The sequence below is a fragment of the Streptomyces sp. NEAU-sy36 genome (assembly GCF_013423905.1).
In the GTDB taxonomy this organism is placed as follows: Bacteria; Actinomycetota; Actinomycetes; order Streptomycetales; family Streptomycetaceae; genus Streptomyces; species Streptomyces misionensis.
Window position 1 is genome coordinate 7,590,433 of the sequence record NZ_CP058977.1, and the last position, 24,116, is coordinate 7,614,548.

At 71.4% G+C, this 24,116-nt stretch carries 28 protein-coding genes; 5 read left to right on the forward strand and 23 right to left on the reverse strand.

Going from position 1 to position 24,116, the window contains the following annotated elements; all coding sequences use genetic code 11:
• Positions 1-2 precede the first annotated feature (2 nt).
• Positions 3-659 carry a tRNA (adenosine(37)-N6)-threonylcarbamoyltransferase complex dimerization subunit type 1 TsaB gene (gene tsaB, locus HZZ00_RS33175; RefSeq protein WP_180329815.1) on the reverse strand — a complete coding sequence of 219 codons (657 nt, stop codon included), beginning with the start codon at positions 657-659 and terminating at the stop codon, positions 3-5.
• Between the two features lie 112 nt (positions 660-771).
• On the opposite strand from tsaB, the gene HZZ00_RS33180 reads away from it, so the two are divergent.
• Positions 772-1,332, forward strand: a complete 561-nt coding sequence (locus HZZ00_RS33180) for a hypothetical protein (protein WP_180329816.1) — start codon at positions 772-774, stop codon at positions 1,330-1,332.
• 356 nt (positions 1,333-1,688) lie between these two features.
• Here the strand turns inward: HZZ00_RS33180 and tsaE are convergent, their stop codons facing one another.
• From tsaE to HZZ00_RS33205, 5 genes are all read right to left on the reverse strand, one after another.
• The gene (gene tsaE, locus HZZ00_RS33185; RefSeq protein WP_180329817.1) at positions 1,689-2,219 is read right to left on the reverse strand and encodes a tRNA (adenosine(37)-N6)-threonylcarbamoyltransferase complex ATPase subunit type 1 TsaE; all 531 of its coding nucleotides are present in this window, start codon (positions 2,217-2,219) and stop codon (positions 1,689-1,691) included.
• A complete protein-coding gene (locus HZZ00_RS33190) occupies positions 2,182-3,444 on the reverse strand; it encodes an alpha/beta fold hydrolase (RefSeq protein WP_180329818.1) in 1,263 nt (420 codons plus the stop codon). The genes tsaE and HZZ00_RS33190 overlap by 38 nt, the downstream gene beginning before the upstream one ends.
• A gap of 89 nt (positions 3,445-3,533) precedes the next feature.
• Positions 3,534-4,703, reverse strand: a complete 1,170-nt coding sequence (alr, locus tag HZZ00_RS33195) for an alanine racemase (protein WP_180329819.1) — start codon at positions 4,701-4,703, stop codon at positions 3,534-3,536.
• A 189-nt stretch (positions 4,704-4,892) separates the two neighbouring features.
• Entirely contained in the window at positions 4,893-6,323 is a 1,431-nt protein-coding gene (locus HZZ00_RS33200) for an NAD(P)H-hydrate dehydratase (RefSeq protein ID WP_180329820.1), read from the reverse strand.
• Between the two features lie 47 nt (positions 6,324-6,370).
• On the reverse strand, positions 6,371-6,742 hold the full coding sequence (locus HZZ00_RS33205; protein WP_180329821.1) for a holo-ACP synthase: 372 nt from the start codon (positions 6,740-6,742) through the stop codon (positions 6,371-6,373).
• 49 nt (positions 6,743-6,791) lie between these two features.
• Between HZZ00_RS33205 and HZZ00_RS33210 the strand changes: the two genes are divergently transcribed.
• Positions 6,792-7,583: an SDR family NAD(P)-dependent oxidoreductase gene (locus HZZ00_RS33210; protein WP_180329822.1), complete on the forward strand. Its 792-nt coding sequence runs from the start codon at positions 6,792-6,794 to the stop codon at positions 7,581-7,583.
• Between the two features lie 15 nt (positions 7,584-7,598).
• Here HZZ00_RS33210 and glmS read toward each other — a convergent pair whose 3' ends face one another.
• Entirely contained in the window at positions 7,599-9,446 is a 1,848-nt protein-coding gene (gene glmS, locus HZZ00_RS33215; RefSeq protein WP_180329823.1) for a glutamine--fructose-6-phosphate transaminase (isomerizing), read from the reverse strand.
• Positions 9,447-9,642: 196 nt separating this feature from the next.
• On the opposite strand from glmS, the gene coaA reads away from it, so the two are divergent.
• Positions 9,643-10,611, forward strand: coding sequence for a type I pantothenate kinase (gene coaA, locus HZZ00_RS33220; RefSeq protein WP_180333814.1), 969 nt, complete (start codon positions 9,643-9,645; stop codon positions 10,609-10,611).
• Positions 10,612-10,666: 55 nt separating this feature from the next.
• Positions 10,667-11,596, forward strand: a complete 930-nt coding sequence (locus tag HZZ00_RS33225) for a DUF389 domain-containing protein (protein ID WP_180329824.1) — start codon at positions 10,667-10,669, stop codon at positions 11,594-11,596.
• A gap of 81 nt (positions 11,597-11,677) precedes the next feature.
• Here HZZ00_RS33225 and glmM read toward each other — a convergent pair whose 3' ends face one another.
• From glmM to rplM, 3 genes are all read right to left on the reverse strand, one after another.
• On the reverse strand, positions 11,678-13,036 hold the full coding sequence (gene glmM, locus HZZ00_RS33230) for a phosphoglucosamine mutase (RefSeq protein ID WP_070026303.1): 1,359 nt from the start codon (positions 13,034-13,036) through the stop codon (positions 11,678-11,680).
• Between the two features lie 195 nt (positions 13,037-13,231).
• Positions 13,232-13,744, reverse strand: coding sequence for a 30S ribosomal protein S9 (gene rpsI / locus HZZ00_RS33235; RefSeq protein WP_003998795.1), 513 nt, complete (start codon positions 13,742-13,744; stop codon positions 13,232-13,234).
• Between the two features lie 42 nt (positions 13,745-13,786).
• Positions 13,787-14,230, reverse strand: coding sequence for a 50S ribosomal protein L13 (gene rplM, locus HZZ00_RS33240; RefSeq protein WP_070026304.1), 444 nt, complete (start codon positions 14,228-14,230; stop codon positions 13,787-13,789).
• Positions 14,231-14,495: 265 nt separating this feature from the next.
• On the opposite strand from rplM, the gene HZZ00_RS33245 reads away from it, so the two are divergent.
• Positions 14,496-15,392, forward strand: a complete 897-nt coding sequence (locus tag HZZ00_RS33245) for a hypothetical protein (RefSeq protein ID WP_180329825.1) — start codon at positions 14,496-14,498, stop codon at positions 15,390-15,392.
• Between the two features lies 1 nt (position 15,393).
• Here the strand turns inward: HZZ00_RS33245 and truA are convergent, their stop codons facing one another.
• The 13 genes from truA to rpsE form a co-directional block, all read right to left on the reverse strand.
• Positions 15,394-16,245 (reverse strand): tRNA pseudouridine(38-40) synthase TruA, encoded by an 852-nt coding sequence (gene truA, locus HZZ00_RS33250; protein ID WP_180329826.1) that lies wholly within the window; start codon positions 16,243-16,245, stop codon positions 15,394-15,396.
• Positions 16,246-16,318: 73 nt separating this feature from the next.
• Positions 16,319-16,813, reverse strand: a complete 495-nt coding sequence (gene rplQ / locus HZZ00_RS33255) for a 50S ribosomal protein L17 (RefSeq protein ID WP_070026307.1) — start codon at positions 16,811-16,813, stop codon at positions 16,319-16,321.
• 181 nt (positions 16,814-16,994) lie between these two features.
• Positions 16,995-18,017, reverse strand: coding sequence for a DNA-directed RNA polymerase subunit alpha (locus HZZ00_RS33260; protein ID WP_003966937.1), 1,023 nt, complete (start codon positions 18,015-18,017; stop codon positions 16,995-16,997).
• A 127-nt stretch (positions 18,018-18,144) separates the two neighbouring features.
• On the reverse strand, positions 18,145-18,549 hold the full coding sequence (gene rpsK, locus HZZ00_RS33265; protein WP_003956432.1) for a 30S ribosomal protein S11: 405 nt from the start codon (positions 18,547-18,549) through the stop codon (positions 18,145-18,147).
• A 66-nt stretch (positions 18,550-18,615) separates the two neighbouring features.
• Positions 18,616-18,996: a 30S ribosomal protein S13 gene (gene rpsM, locus HZZ00_RS33270; protein WP_009300593.1), complete on the reverse strand. Its 381-nt coding sequence runs from the start codon at positions 18,994-18,996 to the stop codon at positions 18,616-18,618.
• 192 nt (positions 18,997-19,188) lie between these two features.
• On the reverse strand, positions 19,189-19,302 hold the full coding sequence (gene rpmJ / locus HZZ00_RS33275) for a 50S ribosomal protein L36 (protein ID WP_003998809.1): 114 nt from the start codon (positions 19,300-19,302) through the stop codon (positions 19,189-19,191).
• Between the two features lie 60 nt (positions 19,303-19,362).
• Complete coding sequence (infA, locus tag HZZ00_RS33280) at positions 19,363-19,584, reverse strand: translation initiation factor IF-1 (protein WP_003948620.1); 222 nt, start codon at positions 19,582-19,584, stop codon at positions 19,363-19,365.
• A 167-nt stretch (positions 19,585-19,751) separates the two neighbouring features.
• Positions 19,752-20,588: a type I methionyl aminopeptidase gene (map, locus tag HZZ00_RS33285; RefSeq protein ID WP_070026308.1), complete on the reverse strand. Its 837-nt coding sequence runs from the start codon at positions 20,586-20,588 to the stop codon at positions 19,752-19,754.
• A gap of 103 nt (positions 20,589-20,691) precedes the next feature.
• Positions 20,692-21,357, reverse strand: a complete 666-nt coding sequence (locus HZZ00_RS33290) for an adenylate kinase (protein WP_180329827.1) — start codon at positions 21,355-21,357, stop codon at positions 20,692-20,694.
• A complete protein-coding gene (gene secY / locus HZZ00_RS33295) occupies positions 21,357-22,670 on the reverse strand; it encodes a preprotein translocase subunit SecY (RefSeq protein WP_070026310.1) in 1,314 nt (437 codons plus the stop codon). The genes HZZ00_RS33290 and secY overlap by 1 nt, the downstream gene beginning before the upstream one ends.
• 186 nt (positions 22,671-22,856) lie before the next feature.
• A complete protein-coding gene (gene rplO / locus HZZ00_RS33300) occupies positions 22,857-23,312 on the reverse strand; it encodes a 50S ribosomal protein L15 (RefSeq protein ID WP_070026311.1) in 456 nt (151 codons plus the stop codon).
• Positions 23,313-23,314: 2 nt separating this feature from the next.
• Positions 23,315-23,497: a 50S ribosomal protein L30 gene (rpmD, locus tag HZZ00_RS33305; protein WP_003974250.1), complete on the reverse strand. Its 183-nt coding sequence runs from the start codon at positions 23,495-23,497 to the stop codon at positions 23,315-23,317.
• A gap of 2 nt (positions 23,498-23,499) precedes the next feature.
• The gene (rpsE, locus tag HZZ00_RS33310; protein WP_009190144.1) at positions 23,500-24,105 is read right to left on the reverse strand and encodes a 30S ribosomal protein S5; all 606 of its coding nucleotides are present in this window, start codon (positions 24,103-24,105) and stop codon (positions 23,500-23,502) included.
• Positions 24,106-24,116 lie beyond the last annotated feature (11 nt).

Below are 24,116 nucleotides of genomic sequence, written 5' to 3' on the forward strand. Positions count from 1 at the left end.
GGTCACTTGGGGGTGACCACCTTGTAGTTCTTGGGCACCTGGGCGTCCGGGCGGCGCAGGTACATCGGCCGCGGCGCCTCCAGCTCCTCGCCCGCGGCCAGCTTCCCGGCGGCGAGCGCGGCCAGCGCGGCGGCGGACACGTGCTCGGGCTCGTGGGCGCTCGGGAACGTGTCCGGGTAGAGCAGGGCGCCGGCGCCGACCGCCGGGAGCCCGGCGACCTTCTCGGCGATGTCGGCCGGGCGGTCCACGGCCGGGCCGGTCAGCCGGGTGCGGGAGTCGGCGTACGTCGCCCAGTAGACCTCCTTGCGCCGGGCGTCGGTCGCCACGACGAAGGGGCCCTTCTCGATGTCGGCGGCGTAGGCGAGGCCGTCCAGCGTGCACACGCCGTGCACGGGGACGCCGAGCGCCAGCCCGAAGGTGTCGGCGGTCATCAGGCCGACGCGCAGCCCGGTGTAGGGGCCGGGGCCGGTGCCGACGACGATCCCGGTGACCGCCTCCAGCCTGAGGCCGGCCTCGGCGAGGACCCGGTCGACGGCCGGCAGCAGCAGCTCCCCGTGCCGGCGCGCGTCCACCTGGCTCGACGAGGCGATGACGTCCGTTCCGTCGTGCAGGGCGACGGTGACGGCGGGCGTTGCGGTATCCAGAGCGAGCAAGAGCACGCGAACAGCCTACGGCGCCCGCGCCTCGTGCACGCCCGCCCGGGGCGGACGGTCACCGGCTGCTACGGTCTGTACGAAGTACGACATATGGCGCGAGGCGGAGGAGGCGCGGGTGACAGGGACCAGCTCGGGAATCGTGGCGGGCCTCACCGCGGCGGCCATCGGAACGGTCGGCTTCCTCGCCTACCAGGCGCAGGCGACCGTACCGGCGGGCCTGGGCGCGCGGCCGTCGGCGAACGGCTCGCCCGGTGTCCCGGCCGGCAAGGCACCCCGGGACCGGCGCCACCCGACCGCCCTGCCGGACGGTTCGGGCAAGGGTGAACGGGTCGTGTACTCGGTGGACGACGACCGGGTGTGGCTGGTCGGCGCGGGCGACCGGGTGCTGCGCACGTTCCGGGTACGGCCGGGCACCGTGGACCCGCCGGTCGGCACGTACTGGGTGACCTCGCGCTCGCACGCGGTCACCGGGACCGACGGCATCCCCATCGAACACGTGGTCCGCTTCACCACGGTCGACGGCGTCACCATCGGCTTCAGCGCTCCCGTGCGCAGCGACGCCGTCCCGGCCGCCGACGCGGGCACCAAGACGGGCGGCATCCGCGAGACGCGCCCGGACGGCGACGCCCTGTGGAAGTTCGCGACGATCGGCGAACGGATCGTGGTGATCCGCTGACGTCGCGCCGTACCGGTCCGGCGGCCGGACCGGTGCGGCGAGCGCGCCGACTCACCCCGTCCGGGCCGGGCTCACGCCGCGCGCCGGGTCTGGTCCGGCCGGCGAGGGGCGCGTGGTTCCGGCGTTCTCGGCGGGCGGGAGATCACCGCCGCTGCCGCGCATGCCGCCAGCAGGGTCTGCATGGGCACCGGGACGGGGCCGGGCTGCCGCGGGGGGCGGGAAGGGGGCATGAGGCGCCTCCTGAGGTGCGGTGCGGCGTAGTAAGGCATGCCTCACTACGAGCTGAACCCCATGTCATCACGCCATGGCAGCCCGCGCAACATCTTGCCGACGGCCTGTCGGAAAAAACCGGCGGCTCAGGCCGTGAGCGTCTCCAGGCCCGCGTCGGCCCACCGCTCCCCCAGCCCGGTCAGGGTCAGGTGCCGTACCTCGTCGGTGGTGTCGCCGACGGCGCGGTGGATGACGATCCGGAGCCGGTCCTCGGTCAGCTCCTCGACCTTGCCCTCGCCCCACTCCACGACGATCACGGAGTCCGGGAGGGAGACGTCGAGGTCCAGGTCCTCCATCTCGTCGAGGCCGCCGCCGAGCCGGTAGGCGTCCACGTGGACGAGGGGCGGGCCGTCGCCGAGGGAGGGGTGCACCCGGGCGATCACGAAGGTCGGCGAGGTGACCGCGCCCCGCACCCCGAGCCCCTCGCCGAGCCCGCGGGTCAGCGTGGTCTTGCCCGCGCCCAGTTCCCCGGAGAGCATCACCAGGTCACCGGCGCGCAACAGCTTGGCGAGGCGCCGCCCCAGCTCCCGCATCTGCTCCGGGGAGGTGATCGTCAGCCGGGTCTCGGCCCGGCCGGGCTCAGCGGGGTCGTACGGTGCTGCTGCTGGACGTTCCATAGGCACTTACGGTAGCCCCTGCCGGCACCGCGCCCGCGCGGGTGAGCAGGTCGGCGAGGCGGTCGGTGACCACCTCCGGGTGCTCCAGCATCACCAGGTGCCCGGCGTCCGGCACCAGCACCAGCTCCGCGTCGGGCAGCCGGTCGGCTATCGCCTCGCTGTGCGCGCTCGGCGTCACCAGGTCCTGCACGCCCGCCAGCACCAGCACCGGCATGTCCCGGAAGCAGGCCAGCGCCCCGGTCTTGTCGTGGTCGGTGAAGGCCGGGTAGAACTCGGCGACCACGTCGATCGGCGTGGACTCGATCATCCGCTCCGCGAACCGCTCCACGGCCGGGTCGACGTCCCGCCCGGCGAAGGAGTACCGCTTGATGATCCCGGCGAACAGGTCGGCGGTGGCCCGGCGCCCGCGCTCCACCAGCTCCGCCTGCTGCCCGAGCGCCTTGAGCACCCCGGGCAGCACCCGGCGTATCGCGTTGACGCCGGCCACCGGCAGCCCGAAGTTGACCTCGCCGAGCCGGCCCGGGGAGGTGCCCACGAACGCGGCGGCGACCACCCGGTCCCGGATCAGCTCCGGGTGCTCGGCGGCGAGCGCCATCATGGTCATCCCGCCCATCGAATGCCCCACCAGCACGATCGGCCCGTCCGGTGCGGCGGCGTCGATGACGGCCTTCAGATCGCGGCCGAGCTGGTCGATGGTGAGCGGCTCCCCGTCCCGGTTCTGCGCCACGCCCCGCCCGGAGCGGCCGTGGCTGCGCTGGTCCCAGTGCACGGTGCGCACGACCCCGCGCAGGGCAGCGCGCTGGAAGTGCCAGGAGTCCTGGTTGAGGCAGTAGCCGTGGCAGAAGACGACGGTGACCGGCGCGGGCGCCTTGCGGCCGAACAGCCGCAGCCGGCGCGGGGAGGGGTCCGCGCCCGTGTCCGGTTCGACCTCGTCGACCTCGTAGTACAGCTCGGTGCCGTCGTCGGCGTGCGCCTTGCCCGGGGTGCCGCGCAGGGTGCCGTAGGGGCCCGCGGCGTCCAGCGCGAGGCGGGCCTTGCGGCGCATCGAGCGCCCCACCGTCATCCGCTCGACGGCGACGCCGGCCGCCGCTCCCGCGGCGAGGACGCCTATCGCGGCGCCGACGACGCCGGTCGCCCTGCGCCAGCTCCCGGCCGCCCCCTCGGCGGAGGCGGCGGCCGCGGAGGCGACGACGTCCGCGACGGCGTCCGCCCTGCTCTCGTTCACGTACCGCTCCTCCTCGCCGTACAGGTGTTCGCTGAGACAGGCCCGCGGTGCGTGGGTGACCGCTGTGCCGGCCGGCAGTCCCGAACGGGTTATCCGCGCTCTTCCTCGTTGACGTAGACGCGGGGCACGCGGCTCCCGATGCGCGTGACGATCTCGTACCCGATCGTGCCGCAGGCCGCCGCCCAGTCCTCGGCGGTGGGCTCACCGCGGTCGCCGGGCCCGAACAGCACGGCCTGCGAGCCGACCGGCGGTTCGTCGCCGCCGAGGTCCACCACGAACTGGTCCATGGCGACCCGCCCGGCCGCGGTCCGCCACTTGCCGTCGACCAGCACCGGGCCCGCGCCGGAGGCGTGCCGCGGGACGCCGTCGCCGTAGCCGAGCGGGACGAGGCCGAGGGTGGTGGGGCCGGGGGTGACGTAGTGGTGGCCGTAGCTGACGCCGTGCTCGCCCGGCACGTGCTTGACCAGTGCCAGCGAGGCGCTGAGCGTCATCACCGGGCGCAGTCCGAAGTCCCCGGGGACGCCGATCTCGGGGCTGGGCGACAGGCCGTACATGGCGATGCCCGGACGGACCAGGTCGAAGTGGGTCTCGGGGAGGGTGAGCGTGGCGGGCGAGTTGGCGATGTGCCGCACCTCGGGGCGGACGCCCCGCTCCTCGGCGTAGGCCACCATCTCCCGGAAGCGGGTGAGCTGGGCGGCGATGGAGGGGTGGCCGAGCTCGTCGGCGCAGGCGAAGTGGGACCACAGGCCGGTGACCCGGACCAGGCCCTCGGTCTCGGCGCGCAGGGCGGCGGCGACCAGTTCCTCCCAGTCGGCGCCGGGCTGGCAGCCGTTGCGGCCGAGCCCGGTGTCCGCCTTCAGCTGGACCCGTGCGGTCCGCCCGGCCGCGCGGGCGGCCTCGGTGACCTCCCGCAGCGCCCACATCCCGCTGAGCGACACGTCGACGTCGGCCTCGATCGCCTGCCGCCAGGGCCCGCCGGGCACCCACAGCCAGCACAGCGTGCGCTGGGTGAGCCCGGCCGCGCGCAGCGCGAGGGCCTCCTCGGGCGTGGCGGTGCCGAGCCAGGTGGCCCCGGCCTCGACGGCCGCGCGGGCGCAGCGCACCGCGCCGTGTCCGTATCCGTCGGCCTTCACGACGGCCATCACGGCCACGTCCCCCACCCGGGCCCGCAGGGCCCGCACATTGGCGCGCAGGGCGCCCAGATCGATCTCGGCGCGGGCGCGCAGGGGGGCGGTCGGCACAGCTGCTGTCTCAGTCATGGCGCCCCCAGTCTCTCAGAGCGCGGTACCGGCCGGATCGTGGTGTCGGCCACGGGGCCGCCGGGATGCGCGGTACGACGGCGCGCGCGCCCCGGCCCGCACGTGTCTGACGGGGCGCCACGACCGCGTGCGGCACGGGGGCTCGGCGCCCGACCCCGCCCGGCGCGCCGCACCCGGCGCCGCCCCCGCTCAGCGCCGAACGTCCCGCCACGCCCGCGGAATGCGGTCCGCCACGTCATGGGCGCCCGCCGGGGCGCCCTCGGACGCGAACCGGCCCGCCAGGCCGTGCAGGTACGCGGCGGCACTCCCCGCGTCCCGCGCGGTCAGCCCCGAGGCCAGCAGGGAACCGCCGAGACCGGAGAGAACGTCACCGCTGCCGGCGGTGGCGAGCCAGCCGGTGCCGGTGGCGTTCACCCGTACCGCGCCGCCCGCCGCGTCGGCGACCAGCGTGGTCGAGCCCTTGAGCAGCACCGTCGCCCGGTAGACCGCCGCCAGTTCGCGCGCCGCGGCGAGGCGGGCGCCCTCGACCTCCTCGCGGGCCACCCCCAGCAGCGCGGCGACCTCCCCCGCGTGCGGTGTCATCAGGGTGGGCGCCGTGCGCGCCCGTACGGCGTCCCGTTCCGCGAGGCGCAGCCCGTCCGCGTCCAGCAGCACCGGCACCTCGGCGGCCAGCACCTCGGCGACGGTCGCCGCGTCGTCCCCGGCGCCCGGTCCGGTCACCCACGCCTGCACCCGGCCCGCCTTGGCCGGGCCCCGGTCGGAGACCAGGGTCTCCGGGAAGCGGGCGATGACCGCCTCCGCGGCCGGGCCGACGTAGCGCACGGCCCCGGCGCCGCCGCGCAGCGCCCCGGCGACGGCGAGCACCGCGGCGCCCGGATAGCGCGCGGACCCGGCCGCGATCCCGACCACGCCCCGCCGGTACTTGTCGCTCTCGGCCGCGGGCACCGGCAGCAGCCGCGCCACGTCCGCGTGCTGGAGCGCCTCCAGCTCGGCCTCGGCCGGCAGCTCCAGGCCGATGTCGACCAGCCGCACCACCCCCGCGTGCTCCCGCGCCGGATCCACCAGCAGTCCGGGCTTGTACGTGCCGAAGGTGACGGTGAGGTCCGCGCGCACGGCGGCCCCCCGCACCTCCCCGGTGTCCGCCTCGACCCCGCTCGGCAGGTCCACCGCCACCACGGCGGCCCGGGACCGCCGCACCGTCTCCACCAGCCGCGCGGCCTCGGGCCGCAGCCCGCCCCTGCCGCCGATCCCGACGATGCCGTCCACCACGAGATCGGCCCGCAGCAGCGCCTCCTCCGCGGAACCGGCCGCGCCGACGACGCCGCCGGCCCGCCGCAGCGCGGCCAGCCCCTCGGCGTGCGCCCGCTCGGGCGCGAGGAGCACGGCCGTCACCCCGGCCCCCCGGCGCGCCAGCCGGGCGCCCGCGTACAGCGCGTCGCCGCCGTTGTCGCCGCTGCCCACGAGCAGGACCACCCGGCTGCCGTACACCTTGCCCAGCAGTTCGGCGCAGGCGGCGGCGAGACCGGCGGCCGCCCGCTGCATCAGCGCCCCCTCCGGCAACCGCGCCATCAGGGCCCGCTCGGCCGCCCGTACCGTCTCCACGCCGTACGCACTCCGCATGGCACCGAGTGTGCCCCGTAACCCCCACCGGCCACACCCGGGCCCGCTCAGCCCTCGGCGATCACCACGGCCGAGGCGACGCCCGCGTCATGGCTGAGGGACACGTGCCAGGACCGCACTCCCAGCTCCGCGGCGCGCGCGGCCACGGTCCCGCGCACCCGCAGCCGGGGCCGCCCGTTGTCCTCGACGTACACCTCGGCGTCCGTCCACAGCAGTCCGGGCGGTGCGCCGAGCGCCTTGGCCAGCGCCTCCTTCGCGGCGAACCGGGCCGCCAGCGAGGCGATGCCGCGCCGCTCCCCGCTGGGCAGCAGCAACTCCTGTGTCACGAACAGCCGGTCGGCCAGCTGGGGGGTGCGCTCCAGGGACGCCCGGAAGCGGTCGATCTCCGCCACGTCGATCCCGACTCCGATGATGCTCATGGACAGCACCCTAGACAGACGGCGCCGGTACGCCCTCTACGCTTCGGCCATGACCAGCACCGCGTCCCAACAGTCCTATCTCGCCGACCTGTTCTCGCTCGACGGCCGCGTCGCCGTGGTGACCGGCGGCAGTTCCGGCATCGGCCGGGCCATCGCCGGGGCACTGGCCCGGGCCGGCGCGAGCGTGGTGGCCGTGGCCCGCGGCGAGGAGCAACTGGCCGCCACCGTCGGCGAGCTGACGGCCGACGGGTGCCAGGCCGCCTGGGTCGCGGGCGATCTCGGCAGCCGCGAAGGGGTGCGGGCGGTGGCCGAGGAGGCGGCGGCCGTGTACGGGGAGCCCGACATCCTCGTCAACTGCGCCGGGATCAATCTGCGGCCCCCGATGGACGAGCTGGACGAGGACGTCTGGGACGCCACCATGGCCGTGAACCTGGAGGCGCCCTTCCTGCTGGGCCGGCGGTTCGGGCCCGGCATGGCCGAGCGCGGCTTCGGCCGGATCATCCACATCAGCTCCCAGCAGGCGCACCGCGCGTTCGTGTCGAGCGGCGCGTACGGCGTCTCCAAGGGCGCCCTGGAGTCGCTGGCCCGTTCGCAGGCGGAGGCCTGGTCGCCGTACGGGGTCACCTGCAACACCCTGGTGCCGGGCTTCGTGATGACCCCGCTCAACGCCCGGCTGTCGGCCGACCCGGAGCGGGTGGCGGCGCTGGCCGCGCGCACCATGACCGGGCGCAACGGCCTCGCCGGGGACTTCGCCGGCGCGGCCGTCTTCCTAGCGAGCCGCGCCTCCTCCTACGTCACGGGCCAGTCGATCTGCGTGGACGGAGGCTTCTCCGTCCACTGAGCCCCGGCGGCGGCGCTACTCGACCGTCACCGACTTCGCCAGGTTCCGCGGCTGGTCCACCTCGTTACCCCGCGCGGCGGCCAGCTCGCAGGCGAAGACCTGGAGCGGCACGGTGGCCACCACCGGTTGCAGCAGGGTGGGCGTGGCCGGGATACGGATCAGGTGGTCGGCGTACGGGACGACCGCCTCGTCCCCCTCCTCGGCGATCACGATGGTGCGCGCCCCGCGCGCCCGGATCTCCTGGATGTTGGAGACGATCTTGTCGTGCAGGAGGGAGCGGCCGCGCGGCGACGGCACGACCACCACCACCGGCATGTCCTCCTCGATCAGCGCGATCGGGCCGTGCTTCAGCTCGCCCGCCGCGAAGCCCTCGGCGTGCATGTAGGCGAGTTCCTTGAGCTTGAGCGCGCCTTCGAGCGCGACCGGGTAGCCGACGTGCCGGCCCAGGAAGAGCACGGTGTCCTTGGCGGCCAGCGTGCGGGCCAGCGCCCGCACCGGCTCCATGGTCTCCAGGACGCGCTCGACCTCGACCGAGATCCGGGACAGGTCCTTGATCACGGCCTGGACCTCGTCGCCCCACTTGGTGCCGCGCACCTGGCCCAGGTAGAGGGCAACCAGGTAGCAGGCGATCAGCTGGGTGAGGAACGCCTTGGTGGAGGCGACGGCGACCTCGGGCCCGGCGTGCGTGTAGAGCACCGCGTCCGACTCGCGCGGGATGGTGGAGCCGTTGGTGTTGCAGATGGCCAGCACCTTGGAGCCCTGTTCGCGGGCGTGCCGCACGGCCATCAGGGTGTCCATGGTCTCGCCGGACTGGGAGATCGCGATCACCAGGGAGCGGCTGCCCAGGATCGGGTCCCGGTAGCGGAACTCGCTGGCCAGCTCCACCTCGCAGGGGATGCGCGTCCAGTGCTCGATGGCGTACTTGGCGATCAGCCCGGCGTGGAAGGCCGTACCGCACGCCACGATCACGACCTTGTCCGTCTCGCGCAGCTCGGACGGGGAGATCCGCAGCTCGTCCAGGGTGAGCGAGCCGGACGGGTCGATCCGGCCGAGGAGGGTGTCGGCGACCGCCTTGGGCTGCTCGGCGATCTCCTTGAGCATGAAGTAGTCGTAGCCGTCCTTCTCGGCGGCCGAGGCGTCCCAGTCCACGTGGTAGGAGTGCACCTCGGCCGGGCGGCCGTCGAAGCCGGTGACGGTCACGCCGTCCCGGCGCAGCTCCACCACCTGGTCCTGGCCCAGCTCGATCGCCGAGCGGGTGTGCGCGATGAACGCGGCGACGTCCGAGGCCAGGAACGCCTCGCCCTCGCCGACGCCGACCACCAGGGGGGAGTTGCGGCGCGCGCCGACCACCACGTCCGGGGCGTCGGCGTGCACCGCGACCAGCGTGAACGCGCCCTCCAGGCGCCGGCACACCAGCCGCATCGCCTCGGCGAGGTCGCCGGTCACCGAGTACTCCTCGGCCAGCAGATGGGCGACGACCTCGGTGTCGGTCTCGGAGTTCAGCACGTGGCCGCGCTCGGCCAGCTCGGCCCGGAGCACCGCGAAGTTCTCGATGATGCCGTTGTGGACGACGGCGACCCGGCCCGCGTTGTCGAGGTGCGGGTGCGCGTTGTCGTCCGTGGGGCCGCCATGGGTGGCCCAGCGGGTGTGCCCGATGCCCGTCGAACCGGCCGGCAGCGGCCGCTCGACCAGCTCCTTCTCCAGGTTGACCAGTTTCCCGGCCTTCTTCGCGGCGGCCAGACCGCCGTCCGCCGGCAGGGCGACGCCCGCCGAGTCGTAACCCCGGTACTCCAGCCGCTTCAGCCCGGCCATCACGACATCGAGCGCCGACTGCGACCCTACGTATCCCACGATTCCGCACATGGGCCGCAGCCTACGGTCCGCCCCGCTCCGGAAACCGTCACCCCCTGCCCGAATTCGGAAATTCCCACGGGCATACGAGGGCCCGCCCGGCCCGGTGCGGCGCGCGCGACGGGGCGCCCGAGCCGCGTGACGGACCCCACCTCCCGTGCCGTTCGAACTCCGTTAACAATGGAATGTGATCTCACCGGTCCCCTCGATGCCCCGGAGCGCCCACCGGCACAGGCCGGAGGCGACTCCCTACGTCGACCTCACCCGAGCCGAGTGGAGCGCGCTGCGCGACAAGACGCCGCTGCCGCTCACCGCCGAGGAGGTGGAGAAGCTGCGCGGCCTGGGCGATGTGATCGACCTGGACGAGGTGCGCGACATCTACCTCCCGCTGTCCCGGCTGCTGAACCTCTACGTCGGCGCCACCGACGGCCTCAGAGGCGCGCTGAACACCTTCCTCGGCGAGCAGGGCTCCCAGTCCGGCACCCCGTTCGTCATAGGCGTGGCCGGCTCCGTCGCCGTCGGCAAGTCCACCGTCGCCCGTCTCCTCCAGGCCCTGCTGTCCCGCTGGCCCGAGCACCCGCGCGTGGAACTGGTCACCACCGACGGCTTCCTGCTGCCCACCCGGGAACTGGAGGCCCGCGGCCTGATGTCCCGCAAGGGCTTCCCCGAGTCGTACGACCGCCGGGCGCTGACCCGCTTCGTCGCCGACATCAAGGCCGGCAAGGGCGAGGTGACCGCACCGGTCTACTCGCACCTGATCTACGACATCGTCCCCGACCAGAAGCTCACCGTCCGCCGCCCCGACATCCTGATCGTGGAGGGCCTCAACGTCCTCCAGCCCGCGCTGCCCGGCAAGGACGGCCGCACCAGGGTGGGCCTCGCCGACTACTTCGACTTCAGCGTGTACGTCGACGCGAGCGCCGAGGACATCGAGCGCTGGTACCTCAGCCGCTTCAAGAAGCTGCGGCACACGGCGTTCCAGGACCCCCACTCGTACTTCCGCAAGTACACCCAGGTCTCCGAGGAGGAGGCCCTCGACTACGCCCGCACCCTGTGGCGCACGATCAACAAACCCAACCTGGTCGAGAACATCGCCCCCACCCGCGGCCGCGCCACCCTGATCGTCCGCAAGGGAGCGGACCACAAGGTGCAGCGGCTGCGCCTGCGCAAGCTGTAGGGCGGGACGACGGAGGCGGCGGGGACGGCACGGCGCACCTGTTAGAAAAGGCGCCATGCTGCATCTGCGCCTGATCACCCCGGCCGAACGGACCGACGAGGTGGTGCGACTGATCGAGGACACGGTCGGCACCGCCCACCTCGCGGTGATACCGGGGGCCGCCCGCGACCCGGCCGGCGACCTCGTGCTGTGCGACGTCGCCCGGGAGGCGGGCGACGGGCTCATCGCCGGGCTGCGGCACCTGGGCCTGGACGGCACCGGCGCGATCACCGTCGAGGAGATCGGCCTGACCCTGTCCCGGCGGGCCGAGCAGGCCGAGCGGGACGCCCCGGGCGAGGGCGCGGACGCGGTGCTCTGGGAGGGTCTGACCGAGGCCACCCACGAGGAGTCCACCCTCTCGGTGACCTACCTGGCCTTCATCACGCTGGCCACGATGATCGCGGCCTGCGGTGTGGTGCTGGACAACGCGGTCCTGATCGTCGGCGCGATGGCCGTGGGCCCCGAGTTCGGTCCGCTGGCCGGCATCTCCACGGCCCTGGTCCGGCGCCGCCCGCGTCTCGCGCTGCGCTCGCTGACCGCCCTGCTGGTGGGCTTCGCGGCGGCGATGGCGGTGACGGTCGGCTTCGCCCTGTTCATGGACGCCGTCGGCCTGTTCCACCGCTCCGCCCTGGAGGGCAGCCGCCCCAACACCGCGTTCGTCTACGCCCCCGACGCCTTCTCGTTCATCGTGGCCCTGCTGGCGGGCGTGGCCGGCACCCTCTCCCTGACCTCCGCCAAGTCCGGCGCGCTGGTGGGCGTCGCCATCTCGGTCACCACGGTCCCGGCCGCCGCCAACGCGGCGGTGGCCCTGGCCTACGGCGACACCGGCCAGACCGCCGGCTCGGCCGAACAGCTCCTGCTGAACCTCGCGGGCATCGTGCTGGCGGGCACCCTCACCCTGCTGGCCCAGAAGTACTTCTGGGGGCGCCGGCGCCGGCACGGCTGAGGGGCGCGGGGCCGCGCAGCGGTACGGCCCCGCCGGGTGGGCGCGAGCGACCGCAACGGTTCCCCGCGCCCCGGACCGGCCCTATCCCAGGGCCGACTTCACCGCGTCGGCGAGCCGCCCGGCCACCGACCGCGCCTGCTCGATGTCCGCCGCCTCGACCATCACCCGGACCAGCGGCTCGGTGCCGGAGGGCCGCAGCAGCACCCGCCCGGTCTCCCCGAGTTCCCGCTCGGCCTCGACGACGGCCGCGGCCAGGTCCGCGGAGGTCCGCACCCGCGACTTGTCGACGTCGGGCACATTGATGAGCACCTGCGGCAGCCGTTCCATCACGGACGCCAGCTCCCGCAGGCTACGGCCGCTTTCGGCGACCCGCGCGGCCAGCAGCAGACCGGTCAGCGTGCCGTCGCCGGTCGTCGCGTGGTCGAGGATGATCACGTGCCCGGACTGCTCGCCGCCGAGGGCGAACCCGTGCCGCTTCATCTCCTCCAGCACGTAGCGGTCGCCCACGGCCGTCTGCACCAGCCTGATCCCGGCCTTCTCCATCGCCAGCTTGAAGCCGAGGTTGGACATCACGGTCGCCACCACGGTGTCGGCCCGCAGCGCGGAGTGCTCCCGCATCGCGAGGGCGAGCACGGAGAGGATCTGGTCGCCGTCGACCTCCTCGCCGGTGTGGTCCACCGCGAGGCACCGGTCGGCGTCACCGTCGTGCGCGATGCCGAAGTCCGCGCCGTGCTCGACCACGGCCGCCTTCAGCGGGCCGAGGTGCGTGGAGCCGCAGCCGTCGTTGATGTTGAGACCGTCCGGCGCGGCGCCGATGGTGACGACCTGCGCACCGGCCCGGGTGAACGCCTCCGGCGAGACCCCCGAGGCCGCGCCGTGCGCTTCGTCCAGGACGATCTTCAGCCCGTCCAGCCGGTTGGGCAGCACCGACAGCAGGTGCGTGACGTACTGCTCGAAGCCCTCGTCGTAGGAGCGCACCCGGCCGACGCCGGCACCGGTCGGCCGCTGCCACGGCTCGCCGTGCCGGTGCGACTCGTACACCGCCTCGATCCGGTCCTCCAGCTCGTCGGCGAGCTTGTGACCGCCGCGGGCGAAGAACTTGATGCCGTTGTCCGGCATGGCGTTGTGGCTGGCGGAGAGCATCACGCCGAGGTCGGCGCCGAGCGCGCCGGTGAGGTGGGCCACCGCGGGCGTCGGCAGCACCCCGACCCGCAGGACGTCCACGCCCGCGCTCGCCAGGCCCGCGACGACCGCCGCCTCCAGGAACTCCCCGGACGCCCGCGGGTCCCGACCGACCACGGCCTTCGGCCGGTGGCCCTCGAAGGTGCCCGCCTCGGCCAGCACATGCGCCGCGGCCACGGAGAGGCCGAGGGCCATCTCGGCCGTCAGATCCGCGTTGGCGACACCGCGCACGCCGTCCGTGCCGAAGAGTCGTCCCACTTGTCCTCCTGAGGAAGCATCGATGGCGTAAACGGACGGGCACCGGGTCGATGGGGGCGCCTCGCCATCCGATCACACAAGCCTTTGAGCGTCTTGTGTCGTTATACGCCCTTGGCTGAGATAAACGAACGCCCCGACGGCACAAGTGGCGTGCCGCCGGGGCGTTCGGAGTACGAGCAGGCAGCTCGGGCTTGCTTAGCGCTTGCTGTACTGCGGAGCCTTGCGGGCCTTCTTCAGACCGGCCTTCTTCCGCTCGACCGCACGGTCGTCGCGGCGCAGGAAGCCGGCCTTCTTCAGCGGGCCGCGGTTGTTGTCGACGTCCGCCTCGTTCAGCGCACGGGCGACACCGAGACGGAGCGCACCGGCCTGGCCGGAGACACCGCCACCGGCGATGCGGGCGATGACGTCGTAACGGCCCTCGAGCTCGAGCACCTTGAAGGGCTCGTTGACCTCCTGCTGGTGCACCTTGTTCGGGAAGTAGTCCTCGAGGGTGCGGCCGTTGATCTTCCACTTGCCGGTGCCCGGAACGATCCGGACGCGGGCGATGGCGTTCTTGCGGCGGCCCAGGCCGGCGGCCGGCTGGGGCTCGCCGAAGCGGGAGGCCAGGGACTCCGAGGTGTACTCGCCCTCGACGGGGACCTCGGACTCGGTGGTGTAGCTGTCGATGTCAAGCTCTTCGAGCGGCTGCTCGGCAGTGGTCTCGGCCACGATTCTCCTCAGATTCTCTTCAGTCTTAGGGGGTGGCCGGACTTACTGCGCGACCTGGGTGATCTCGAACGGCACCGGCTGCTGGGCAGCGTGCGGGTGCTGGTCACCCTTGTAGACCTTCAGCTTCGAGAGCATCTGACGGCCCAGGGAGTTCTTGGGGAGCATGCCCTTGACGGCCTTCTCGATGGCCTTCTCGGGGTTGTTGGCCAGCAGGTCGTCGTAGCGGACGGACCGCAGACCACCCGGGTAGCCGGAGTGGCGGTAGGCCATCTTCTGGGTCCGCTTGTTGCCGGACAGGTGCACCTTGTCGGCGTTGATGATGATGACGAAGTCACCAGCGTCTACGTGCGGCGCGTAGATCGGCTTGTGCTTGCCCCGGAGGAGGGTCGCAGCAGTGGTGGCGAGACGGCCCAGGACAACGTCCTGAGCGTCGATGACGTGCCACTGGCGCGTCACATCGCCGGGCTTGGGGCTGTACGTACGCACGGTTCGTAGCCTTCGCTTCGAGTGAATGGTCCTGAACAGGTCACCGAAACGATCACGACAGCCTTGACCGCACTGCGGTGACGCAAACCGCGCGCTGGTCGCTGGTCATCGGCCCGGTGGACCGGTGTAAGGGCCCGTCCCGTGAGAATGAGCAAGCCAATACACAACGAAGAAGCAGGTTACCCGGCGGCCCCCGGACGGGTCAAAACGAGGCAGGACACCCGGCGGGCCCTGCGCCGCCTCCCCCGCGTCTAAGATGCGCCCCATGAGTTACGGGCAGGGGGGACCCCAGTCTCAGTGGGATCCCTGGAAACCGCAATCCCAGCAGCCCCAGCAGCCTCAGCAGCCCTGGGGCAGCGGCGGCGACGACGGGACACCGGACTGGGCCGCCCTCGCGGAGGCCTCGGAGACCCGCAGCAAACGGCGCAGGCTGCTGTTCATCGGCGGCGGCGCGCTCGCCACGATCGCCATCGGTGCCGCGGTCGCCCTGGCCGTCGTCTCGGCGAACGGGCACAGCGGCCCCTCGGGCAGCGTCTCGCAGCTGCCCAGCGCCTCCCTGCCCGGCGGCACGGCCGGCACCGCGCCCTCCTTCGCGCCCACCAGCGCCCCGCCGCCGCTGGACCCGAAGGACTTCATATCCAGCGCCAAGAAGGACACCGCCCCGCTGAGCCCCGAGACCCTGTTCCCGGGCACCCGGCTGACCATGGGCGGCACGGTGTACAAGAAGGGCGCGACCAGTGACACCACCAGCTGCGCCGGCGCCGCGGGCGGCACCCTGCCCCAGATCCTCACCGCCAACGGCTGCACCCGGCTGATGCGCGCCACCTACACCCACGGGGACGTCGCGGTCACCGTCGGCGTCGCCCTGTTCGACACCGAGGCCCAGGCCACCAAGGCCCGCAAGCAGACCGACGACCACAGCATCGTGCGCTCGCTGTCCGGCTCGGGCGTCCCGGCCTTCTGCGACGGCGCCACCTGCCGCTCGACCCGCAACGCCTACGGCCGCTACGCCTACTTCACCCTCGCCGGCTTCACCACCGGCAAGAACGTCACCACCAAGGACACCCAGGTCTTCGGCGCGGGCGACAACCTGGCGGAGTTCACCTTCCAGCAGATCCGCCACCGCGGCCAGGCCCAGGCGTCCGCGGCGGCGAACCGGTAGCTCAGCAGCACCCCGCCGACGGCAGCGAGCGCTTGTTGCGGGCCTCCTTGTTACGGGCGGCCAGCAGCTCGTCGGCGGGGTAGCCGACCTCCTCCAGGGTCAGCCCGTGCGGCCGTACGACATGCACGGCCGAGTCCCGTACCCCCGCGGCCAGCACCTTCCCCGGCCACTCCGGGCCGCGGTGCCCGTCGCCGACGAACAGCAGCGCGCCGATCAGCGAACGCACCATGTTGTGGCAGAACGCGTCGGCCCGCACCGTCGCCGTGATGACGCCGTCCGCGCCCCGCACCAGGCTCAGCTCCTGCAGCGTCCGGATGGTGGTGGCACCCTCCCGGCGCTTGCAGTACGCGGCGAAGTCGTGCTCCCCGAGCAGCGCCCGCGCGGCCTCGTTCATGGCGTCCACGTCGAGCGGCCAGTCGTGCCAGAGCACATGGCCGCGCAGCAGCGGGTCCACTCCCCCGGGGTTGTCCGTCACCCGGTACGCGTAGCGCCGCCAGATCGCCGAGAACCGTGCGTTGAACCCCTCCGGGGCCTGCGCCACCCGCCAGATCCGCACGTCCTTCGGCAGCCGCCCGGCGAGCCGCTTGAGCAGCTTCTCGCGGTGCTCCGCCCACAGCTCCTCCGGCAGGTCGACGTGCGCCACCTGGCCGCGCGCGTGCACCCCGGCGTCGGTGCGCCCGGCCACGGTCAGCTCGTACGTCTCCTTCGACCGCGTCACCGTGCGCAGCGCGTCCTCGATCTCCCCCTGCACGGTCCGCTTGCCGCCGGCCTGCTTGGCCCAGCCGTGGAAATCGGCGCCGTCGTAGGACAGGTCGAGGCGGACGCGGACATGGCCCGGCTGTACTTCACTCACACACAGATCCTCTCAAGTACGCGAAAGCGGGCCCGCCCAAAGGGCGAACCCGCTTCCCGCGTCAGGCTGAGCCTCAGGCGTCCTTGGACTCCTCGGCAGCGGCCTCCTCGGCCGGCGCCTCGGTGGCCTCCGCGGCCTTGGCCTCGTCGGCCTCCTTGACCGCGCGCTTGGTGGCGGCCTCGGCCTCACCCACGGCGTTCTGCTGCACCGTCAGCGCCTCGACCAGCTCGATCACGGCCATGGGCGCGTTGTCGCCACGGCGGTTGCCGATCTTGGTGATGCGGGTGTAACCACCCGGACGGTTCTCGTACCGCGGGCCGATCTCGGTGAAGAGCGTGTGCACGATGCTCTTGTCCGTGATGACCTGGAGCACCTGACGGCGGTTGTGAAGGTCACCCTTCTTCGCCTTGGTGATCAGACGCTCGGCGTACGGGCGCAGGCGGCGGGCCTTCGCCTCGGTGGTGGTGATGCGGCCGTGCTCGAAGAGGCTCTTCGCCAGGTTCGCGAGGAGCAGCTTCTCGTGCGCGGCGCTGCCGCCCAGACGGGCACCCTTGGTGGGCTTCGGCATTGTTCTTCTCCTGTGTCTCTGCCCTGGCCGTATCAGGTACCGGGGTCAGTATCCGAGCAGACGGTTGTCTGTCGGAGATCCGGACGAGCCCCGAAGGGGTGCCCGCCCGGAGGGGGCGCGGGGAACTCGCGGCACGCCGCAGCGCACCCGCACCCGAAAACGGACCGTCCGGACCGAGCTGTCAGTACTGCTCGGTCTCGACGAACCCGGCGTCCGCGTCGTCGTCCGCGCCGAAGGCGTCGGCGGCGGCGGTCGGGTCGAATCCGGGCGGGCTGTCCTTGAGGGCCAGGCCCATGCCGGCCAGCTTCGCCTTGACCTCGTCGATCGACTTCGCACCGAAGTTGCGGATGTCGAGCAGGTCGGCCTCGGAGCGGGCGACGAGCTCACCCACGGAGTGGATGCCCTCGCGCTTGAGGCAGTTGTACGACCGAACGGTGAGCTCCAGCTCCTCGATCGGCAGCGCCAGGTCGGCGGCGAGCGCGGCGTCCGTCGGGGACGGACCCATGTCGATGCCCTCGGCGTCGATGTTCAGCTCGCGCGCGAGACCGAACAGCTCGACCAGGGTCTTGCCCGCGGAGGCCATGGCGTCACGCGGACGCATCGCCTGCTTGGTCTCGACGTCGACGATCAGCTTGTCGAAGTCGGTGCGCTGCTCGACACGCGTGGCCTCGACCTTGTAGGTGACCTTCAGAACCGGCGAGTAGATGGAGTCGACCGGGATACGGCCGATCTCCTGGCCCACCTGCTTGTTCTGCACGGCGGAGACGTAGCCGCGACCGCGCTCGACGGTCAGCTCCATCTCCAGCTTGCCCTTGCCGTTGAGCGTGGCGAGGACGAGGTCGGGGTTGTGCACCTCGACACCGGCCGGGGGCGCGATGTCGGCGGCGGTGACCAGACCCGGGCCCTGCTTGCGCAGGTACATCACGACCGGCTCGTCGTGCTCCGAGGAGACGACCAGCTGCTTGATGTTGAGGATCAGGTCGGTGACGTCCTCCTTGACGCCCGGCACGGTGGTGAACTCGTGCAGCACGCCGTCGATCCGGATGCTCGTGACGGCGGCACCGGGGATCGAGGACAGGAGGGTACGGCGCAGGGAGTTGCCGAGGGTGTAGCCGAAGCCCGGCTCCAGCGGCTCGATCACGAACCGGGAGCGGAACTCGTCGACGACCTCTTCGGTCAACGAGGGACGCTGAGCGATCAGCATGGAATGAATCCTTCAGTCAGGGGCGCCCGCTATTTGACGCCCGACTCTGTACTGCAAGGGTACGGGCGGCACGGCTTCTACAGAGGCCGTACCGCCCGGAACCGCAAATCCAGCGGAGCGCTGAGCGTCAGACGCGGCGGCGCTTCGGGGGACGGCAGCCGTTGTGCGGGGTCGGGGTGACGTCCTGGATGGAGCCGACCTCGAGGCCCGTGGCCTGCAGGGAGCGGATCGCGGTCTCACGGCCGGAACCCGGACCCTTGACGAACACGTCGACCTTGCGCATGCCGTGCTCCTGGGCGCGGCGGGCAGCCGACTCGGCGGCCATCTGCGCGGCGAACGGCGTGGACTTCCGGGAGCCCTTGAAGCCGACGTGGCCGGCGGAGGCCCAGGAGATCACGTTGCCCGAGGGGTCCGTGATCGAGACGATCGTGTTGTTGAACGTGCTCTTGATGTGCGCGTGGCCGTGAGCGACGTTCTTCTTTTCCTTGCGGCGCACCTTCTTGGCAGCGCCCTGACGACCCTTGGGGGGCATCTACAAACTCCTAGAGGGAGGTGGTCGGTCCTACAGCGAAGACCGTGGACAGAGGTCCGCTGCGGACTACTTCTTGCCCGGCTTCTTCTTGCCGGCGATGGCGCGACGCGGGCCCTTGCGGGTACGGGCGTTGGTGCTGGTGCGCTGACCGCGGACGGGCAGACCGCGACGGTGACGGAGACCCTGGTAGCAACCGATCTCGACCTTGCGGCGGATGTCGGCCTGGATCTCGCGACGGAGGTCACCCTCGGTCTTGATGTTGTTGTCGACGTACTCGCGGATCGCGACCAGCTGCTCTTCGCTCAGGTCACGAACGCGGGTGTTCGGGTCGACGCCGGTCGCAGCCAGCGTCTCCTTCGAGAGGGTCCGGCCGATGCCGAACACGTAGGTGAGGGCGACCTCCACGCGCTTTTCGCGCGGGATGTCAACACCGGAAACGCGTGCCATTCAATGGCTCCTGGTGAATCTTCGGAGGTCTTCCGCAGAACCGGCTCCCGGCCGCCGTATGAGGTACGGACCGGGTCCCCGGCCTCCGAACCGGGGGTGTCGAGCCGCTCGGCTCGGGTTCTGCGTATGAACAATTCAGCTCGCGTCGCGCGAAAACTCTGCGATAGAGGTGCAGAGAGGGGTGGTCGTGCGTCAGCCCTGGCGCTGCTTGTGGCGCGGGTTCTCGCAGATGACCATGACCCGGCCGTGACGGCGGATCACCCTGCACTTGTCGCAGATCTTCTTGACGCTCGGCTTGACCTTCATGGGGTGAGGTTCTCCGGGTCAGTGCCATCGCACCGGGCGAACCCGGGGCGCGGGCAAGATCTACTTGTACCGGTAGACGATCCGGCCACGCGTCAGGTCGTACGGAGACAGCTCCACCACGACCCGGTCGTCAGGGAGGATGCGGATGTAGTGCATACGCATCTTGCCGCTGATGTGTGCCAGGACCTGGTGGCCGTTCTGGAGCTCGACCTTGAACATGGCGTTCGGCAGAGACTCGACGACAGTGCCCTCGATCTCGATGGCACCTTGCTTCTTGGCCACGCTTCGCCCTTCGAATCGACTACCTTGATCGACTCTCCCGCGTCCCTTACGGGCGCATGCGGACATGCGGGTGCACGAGAGCCGACGAGTCAGTCTACGTCGGCGCACCCGGAAACGCGAATCGAGGAATTCTGCCCCACCAGGGCGTCGCCCATGCGAGCCGTTGTTCAGGCCAGCGGATCGGGAGCCACGGTGATGCCGTGCTCCGCCAGCTTCGCCTTGCCGCCGTCGACGGCCGTGAGGACCAGCGGGCCGTCCTCCGTCAGCGCCACGGAGTGCTCCCAGTGCGAGGACCAGGTGCCGTCGGTCGTGATGACCGTCCAGTCGTCCTCCAGGACCTCGGTCCTGGGCGTGCCGAGGGACACCATCGGCTCGATGGCCAGGCAGAAGCCCGGGACCAGTTTGGGGCCCTTGCCGCGCCGGCGGTCGACGTAGTTCAGCAGGTGCGGGTCCATGTGCATCTCGGTGCCGATGCCGTGGCCGCCGTAGTCCTCGATGATCCCGTACCGGCCGCCGCCCGGCTTGGGCTGGCGGCGGATGTACGTCTCGATGGCCCGGGAGACGTCGACCAGCCGGTTGCCCTGCTTCATCGCCGCGATGCCGGCCCACATCGACTCCTCGGTCACCCGGGACAGCTCGATCAGCTCCGGGGCGTGACCGGAGCCGACGAAGGCCGTGTAGGCCGCGTCGCCGTGCCAGCCGTCCACGATCGCGCCGCAGTCGATGGAGATGATGTCGCCGTCCTTGAGGACGACGTCGTCGGACGGGATGCCGTGCACCACCACGTCGTTCACGGAGGTGCAGATGGTCGCGGGGAAACCGCCGTACCCCAGGAAGTTCGACTTGGCGCCGTGCTCGGCGAGCACCTTGCGGGCGACCTCGTCCAGGTCCTTCGTGGAGGCGCCGGGCACCGCGGCCTCCCGGGTGGCCGCGTGGATCGCGGCGACGACCAGGCCCGCCGCACGCATCTTGGCGATCTGCTCGGGCGTCTTGATCTGCACCATGGGGGGCCTGCGCTCTCCGTCACTCACGTGGACTGGGTGTACCTGTACAACACTACGGCCGCGGCGCCCCGTCGAGGGCACCGCGGCCGGAAGGCGGCCGGGCTTACTTGTTCCCGGCCTGCTCGCTCTTCAGCGCCTCCAGCGCGCGCTGGGTGACCTCGTCCACCGAGGCCTGCGCGGAGATCGTCCGGACCAGGCCCTGCGACTTGTAGTAGTCGATGATGGGCTCGGTCTGCGTGTGGTAGACCTCCAGGCGCGTGCGGACGGTCTCCTCGGAGTCGTCCCCGCGCTGGTACAGCTCGCCGCCGCACACGTCGCAGACGCCCTCCTGCCGCGGCGCGTTGTACGCCACGTGGAAGACGTGCGAGGAGTCGTTGCGGCAGATCCGCCGGCCCGCGATGCGCTTGACGACCTCGTCCTCGGGGACCTCCAGGTCCAGCACCGCGTCCAGCGCCATGTTCTCCGTGCGCAGCAGCTCGTCCAGCGCCTCGGCCTGCGCCACGTTGCGGGGGAAGCCGTCCAGCAGGAACCCGCCCGCGGCGTCGGGCTGCTCCATGCGGTCCTTGGCCATCGCGATGGTCACCTCGTCGGGGACGAGGTTGCCGGCGTCCATGTAGGACTTGGCGAGCTTGCCCAGCTCGGTCTGCCGGCTGATGTTGGCCCGGAACAGGTCACCCGTGGAGATGTGCGGGATGGCCAGCTGCTCGGCGAGCCGGACGGCTTGCGTTCCCTTACCGGCACCGGGCGGCCCGACGAGGACGATACGCATCAGCGGAGGAACCCTTCGTAATTGCGCTGCTGGAGCTGGCTCTCGATCTGCTTCACCGTCTCGAGGCCGACACCCACGATGATGAGGATGCTGGTACCGCCGAAGGGGAAGTTCTGGCTTGCCCCGAAGCCGACCAACGCCATTGTCGGTACGAGAGCGATCAGACCCAGATACAGCGAACCCGGCCAGGTGATCCGGTTGAGCACGTACGACAGGTACTCAGCGGTCGGTCGGCCAGCCCGGATGCCCGGGATGAAGCCACCATACTTCTTCATGTTGTCGGCGACTTCTTCGGGGTTGAAGGAGATCGCCACGTAGAAGAACGCGAAGAAAACGATGAGCAAGAAGTACAGGGTGATGTAAATCGGGTGATCACCCTTGGTGAGGTTCTCCTGCACCCACTGCTTCCAGCCCGAGTTGCCGCCCGCGAACTGCGCCACGAGGGCCGGGATGTACAGCAGCGACGAGGCGAAGATGACCGGGATCACACCGGCCTGGTTCACCTTGAGCGGGATGTAGGTGGACGTACCGCCGTAGGAGCGACGGCCGATCATCCGCTTCGCGTACTGGACCGGGATGCGGCGCTGGGCCTGCTCGACGAAGACCACCAGCGCGACCATGACCAGGCCGACCAGGATCACGGTGCCGAACTCGATCCAGCCGCCGGCCAGGGTGCCCTGCTTCTTGATCGCCCACAGCGCGGACGGGAAGGTCGCGGCGATCGAGATGAACATCAGGATCGACATGCCGTTGCCGATGCCGCGGTCGGTGATCAGCTCACCGAGCCACATCACCACGGTGGTGCCGGCGGTCATGCAGATGACCATCGTGATCGTGGTGAAGATCGCCTGGTCCGGGACGATGCTCGTGGAGACCGAGCAGCCGCTGAACAGCGCGCCGCTGCGGGCGGTGGCGACCAGGCCGGTGCCCTGCAGGATCGCCAGGGCGAGGGTGAGGTAACGGGTGTACTGCGTGATCTTCGCCGTCCCGGCCTGGCCCTCCTTCTTCAGGGCCTCCAGGCGCGGGATCACCACGGTCAGCAGCTGAAGGATGATGCTGGCGGTGATGTACGGCATGATGCCGAGCGCGAAGACCGTGATCTGCAGCAGCGCGCCGCCGCTGAACATGTTCACGAGGCCGAACAGGCCCTGGTTGGCCCCCGCCTCGCTCACGCACTGCTGGACGGCCTTGTAGTTGACGCCGGGGATCGGGATGTGGGTACCGACCCGGTAGACCACGATGATGCCCAGCGTGAAGAGCAGCTTCTTGCGCAGGTCGGGCGTCTTGAACGCCCGGGCGAACGCGGTGAGCACGGTGCCTCCTGCGACCCCCGCGCAACTGCGTCAAGGGTGACGGTCTGAGGTTCGACGAATAAGTGAGAACAGTGCAGGCCACCTTACCGGCGACCAGGCCCCCCTTGGAACGACCAACCGGGGATACCTCATTGTGAGGTATCCCCGGTGGGATCGTTTACGTCATCGACGCGTCGTCCGAGGGGTTCAGACGAGCTCGGTGACCGTACCGCCGGCGGCGGTGATCTTCTCCTTGGCGGAACCGGAGACGGCGTCGACCGTCACCTGCAGCGCCACGGAGACCTCGCCCTGGCCCAGGACCTTGACGAGGCTGTTCTTGCGAACGGCACCCTTCTCGACCAGGTCCTGGACGGTGACCTCGCCACCCTGCGGGTAGAGCGCGGCCAGCTTGTCCAGGTTGACGACCTGGTACTCGGTCTTGAACGGGTTCTTGAAGCCCTTCAGCTTCGGGAGGCGCATGTGCAGCGGCATCTGGCCGCCCTCGAAGCGCTCCGGAACCTGGTAGCGGGCCTTGGTGCCCTTGGTACCACGACCGGCCGTCTTACCCTTCGACGCCTCACCACGACCCACACGGGTCTTGGCGGTCTTGGCGCCCGGGGCGGGACGGAGGTTGTGGATCTTGAGCGGGTTCTGCTCCGCCATGATCAGTCGACCTCCTCGACCGTCACGAGGTGGCGGACGGTGTGCACCATGCCGCGGAACTCGGGGCGGTCCTCCTTGACGACCTGCGTGTTGATGCCCTTGAGACCAAGGGAGCGCAGGGTGTCGCGGTGGTTCTGCTTGCTGCCGATGTAGGACTTGACCTGCGTGATCTTGAGCTGCGCCATGATTACGCACCCGCCCCGGCACGCGCACGCAGCAGAGCCGCGGGAGCGACGTCCTCGAGCGGCAGACCACGGCGGGCCGCGATCTCCTCGGGACGCTGCAGACCCTTCAGGGCCTCCACGGTCGCGTGCACGATGTTGATCGCGTTGTCGGAGCCGAGCGACTTCGACAGCACGTCGTGAATACCGGCGCACTCGAGCACGGCGCGCACCGGACCACCGGCGATAACACCGGTACCGGGGGACGCGGGCTTGAGCAGCACGACGCCGGCAGCCTTCTCACCCTGGATCGGGTGCGGGATGGTGCCCTGGATACGCGGGACCTTGAAGAAGTGCTTCTTGGCCTCCTCAACACCCTTGGCGATGGCGGCCGGCACCTCCTTGGCCTTGCCGTATCCGACACCCACGGTGCCGTCACCGTCGCCCACCACGACCAGCGCGGTGAAGCTGAAGCGACGACCACCCTTCACAACCTTGGCGACGCGGTTGATCGCGACGACGCGCTCGACGTACGCGGTCTTCTCGGCGGCAGCAGCGCCGCCGTCACGGCCCTTCCGGTCCCGCCGCTCGCCGCCACCGGCACCGCCACCGCGGCGCTGGGGTCCAGCCATTGGAATTACCT

What these genes read in the sequence shown, in the direction of transcription:
- tsaE (WP_180329817.1), bottom strand. Translation starts at nt 2,219, where the DNA reads ATGGAACGTCCAGCAGCAGCACCGTACGACCCCGCTGAGCCCGGCCGG.
- alr (WP_180329819.1), bottom strand. Translation starts at nt 4,703, where the DNA reads ATGACTGAGACAGCAGCTGTGCCGACCGCCCCCCTGCGCGCCCGCGCC.
- HZZ00_RS33200 (WP_180329820.1), bottom strand. Translation starts at nt 6,323, where the DNA reads ATGCGGAGTGCGTACGGCGTGGAGACGGTACGGGCGGCCGAGCGGGCC.
- HZZ00_RS33205 (WP_180329821.1), bottom strand. Translation starts at nt 6,742, where the DNA reads ATGAGCATCATCGGAGTCGGGATCGACGTGGCGGAGATCGACCGCTTC.
- HZZ00_RS33210 (WP_180329822.1), top strand. Translation starts at nt 6,792, where the DNA reads ATGACCAGCACCGCGTCCCAACAGTCCTATCTCGCCGACCTGTTCTCG.
- glmS (WP_180329823.1), bottom strand. Translation starts at nt 9,446, where the DNA reads ATGTGCGGAATCGTGGGATACGTAGGGTCGCAGTCGGCGCTCGATGTC.
- coaA (WP_180333814.1), top strand. Translation starts at nt 9,643, where the DNA reads ATGCCCCGGAGCGCCCACCGGCACAGGCCGGAGGCGACTCCCTACGTC.
- HZZ00_RS33225 (WP_180329824.1), top strand. Translation starts at nt 10,667, where the DNA reads ATGCTGCATCTGCGCCTGATCACCCCGGCCGAACGGACCGACGAGGTG.
- HZZ00_RS33245 (WP_180329825.1), top strand. Translation starts at nt 14,496, where the DNA reads ATGAGTTACGGGCAGGGGGGACCCCAGTCTCAGTGGGATCCCTGGAAA.
- rplQ (WP_070026307.1), bottom strand. Translation starts at nt 16,813, where the DNA reads ATGCCGAAGCCCACCAAGGGTGCCCGTCTGGGCGGCAGCGCCGCGCAC.
- HZZ00_RS33260 (WP_003966937.1), bottom strand. Translation starts at nt 18,017, where the DNA reads ATGCTGATCGCTCAGCGTCCCTCGTTGACCGAAGAGGTCGTCGACGAG.
- rpsK (WP_003956432.1), bottom strand. Translation starts at nt 18,549, where the DNA reads ATGCCCCCCAAGGGTCGTCAGGGCGCTGCCAAGAAGGTGCGCCGCAAG.
- rpsM (WP_009300593.1), bottom strand. Translation starts at nt 18,996, where the DNA reads ATGGCACGCGTTTCCGGTGTTGACATCCCGCGCGAAAAGCGCGTGGAG.
- rpmJ (WP_003998809.1), bottom strand. Translation starts at nt 19,302, where the DNA reads ATGAAGGTCAAGCCGAGCGTCAAGAAGATCTGCGACAAGTGCAGGGTG.
- map (WP_070026308.1), bottom strand. Translation starts at nt 20,588, where the DNA reads ATGGTGCAGATCAAGACGCCCGAGCAGATCGCCAAGATGCGTGCGGCG.
- HZZ00_RS33290 (WP_180329827.1), bottom strand. Translation starts at nt 21,357, where the DNA reads ATGCGTATCGTCCTCGTCGGGCCGCCCGGTGCCGGTAAGGGAACGCAA.
- rplO (WP_070026311.1), bottom strand. Translation starts at nt 23,312, where the DNA reads ATGGCGGAGCAGAACCCGCTCAAGATCCACAACCTCCGTCCCGCCCCG.
- rpmD (WP_003974250.1), bottom strand. Translation starts at nt 23,497, where the DNA reads ATGGCGCAGCTCAAGATCACGCAGGTCAAGTCCTACATCGGCAGCAAG.
- rpsE (WP_009190144.1), bottom strand. Translation starts at nt 24,105, where the DNA reads ATGGCTGGACCCCAGCGCCGCGGTGGCGGTGCCGGTGGCGGCGAGCGG.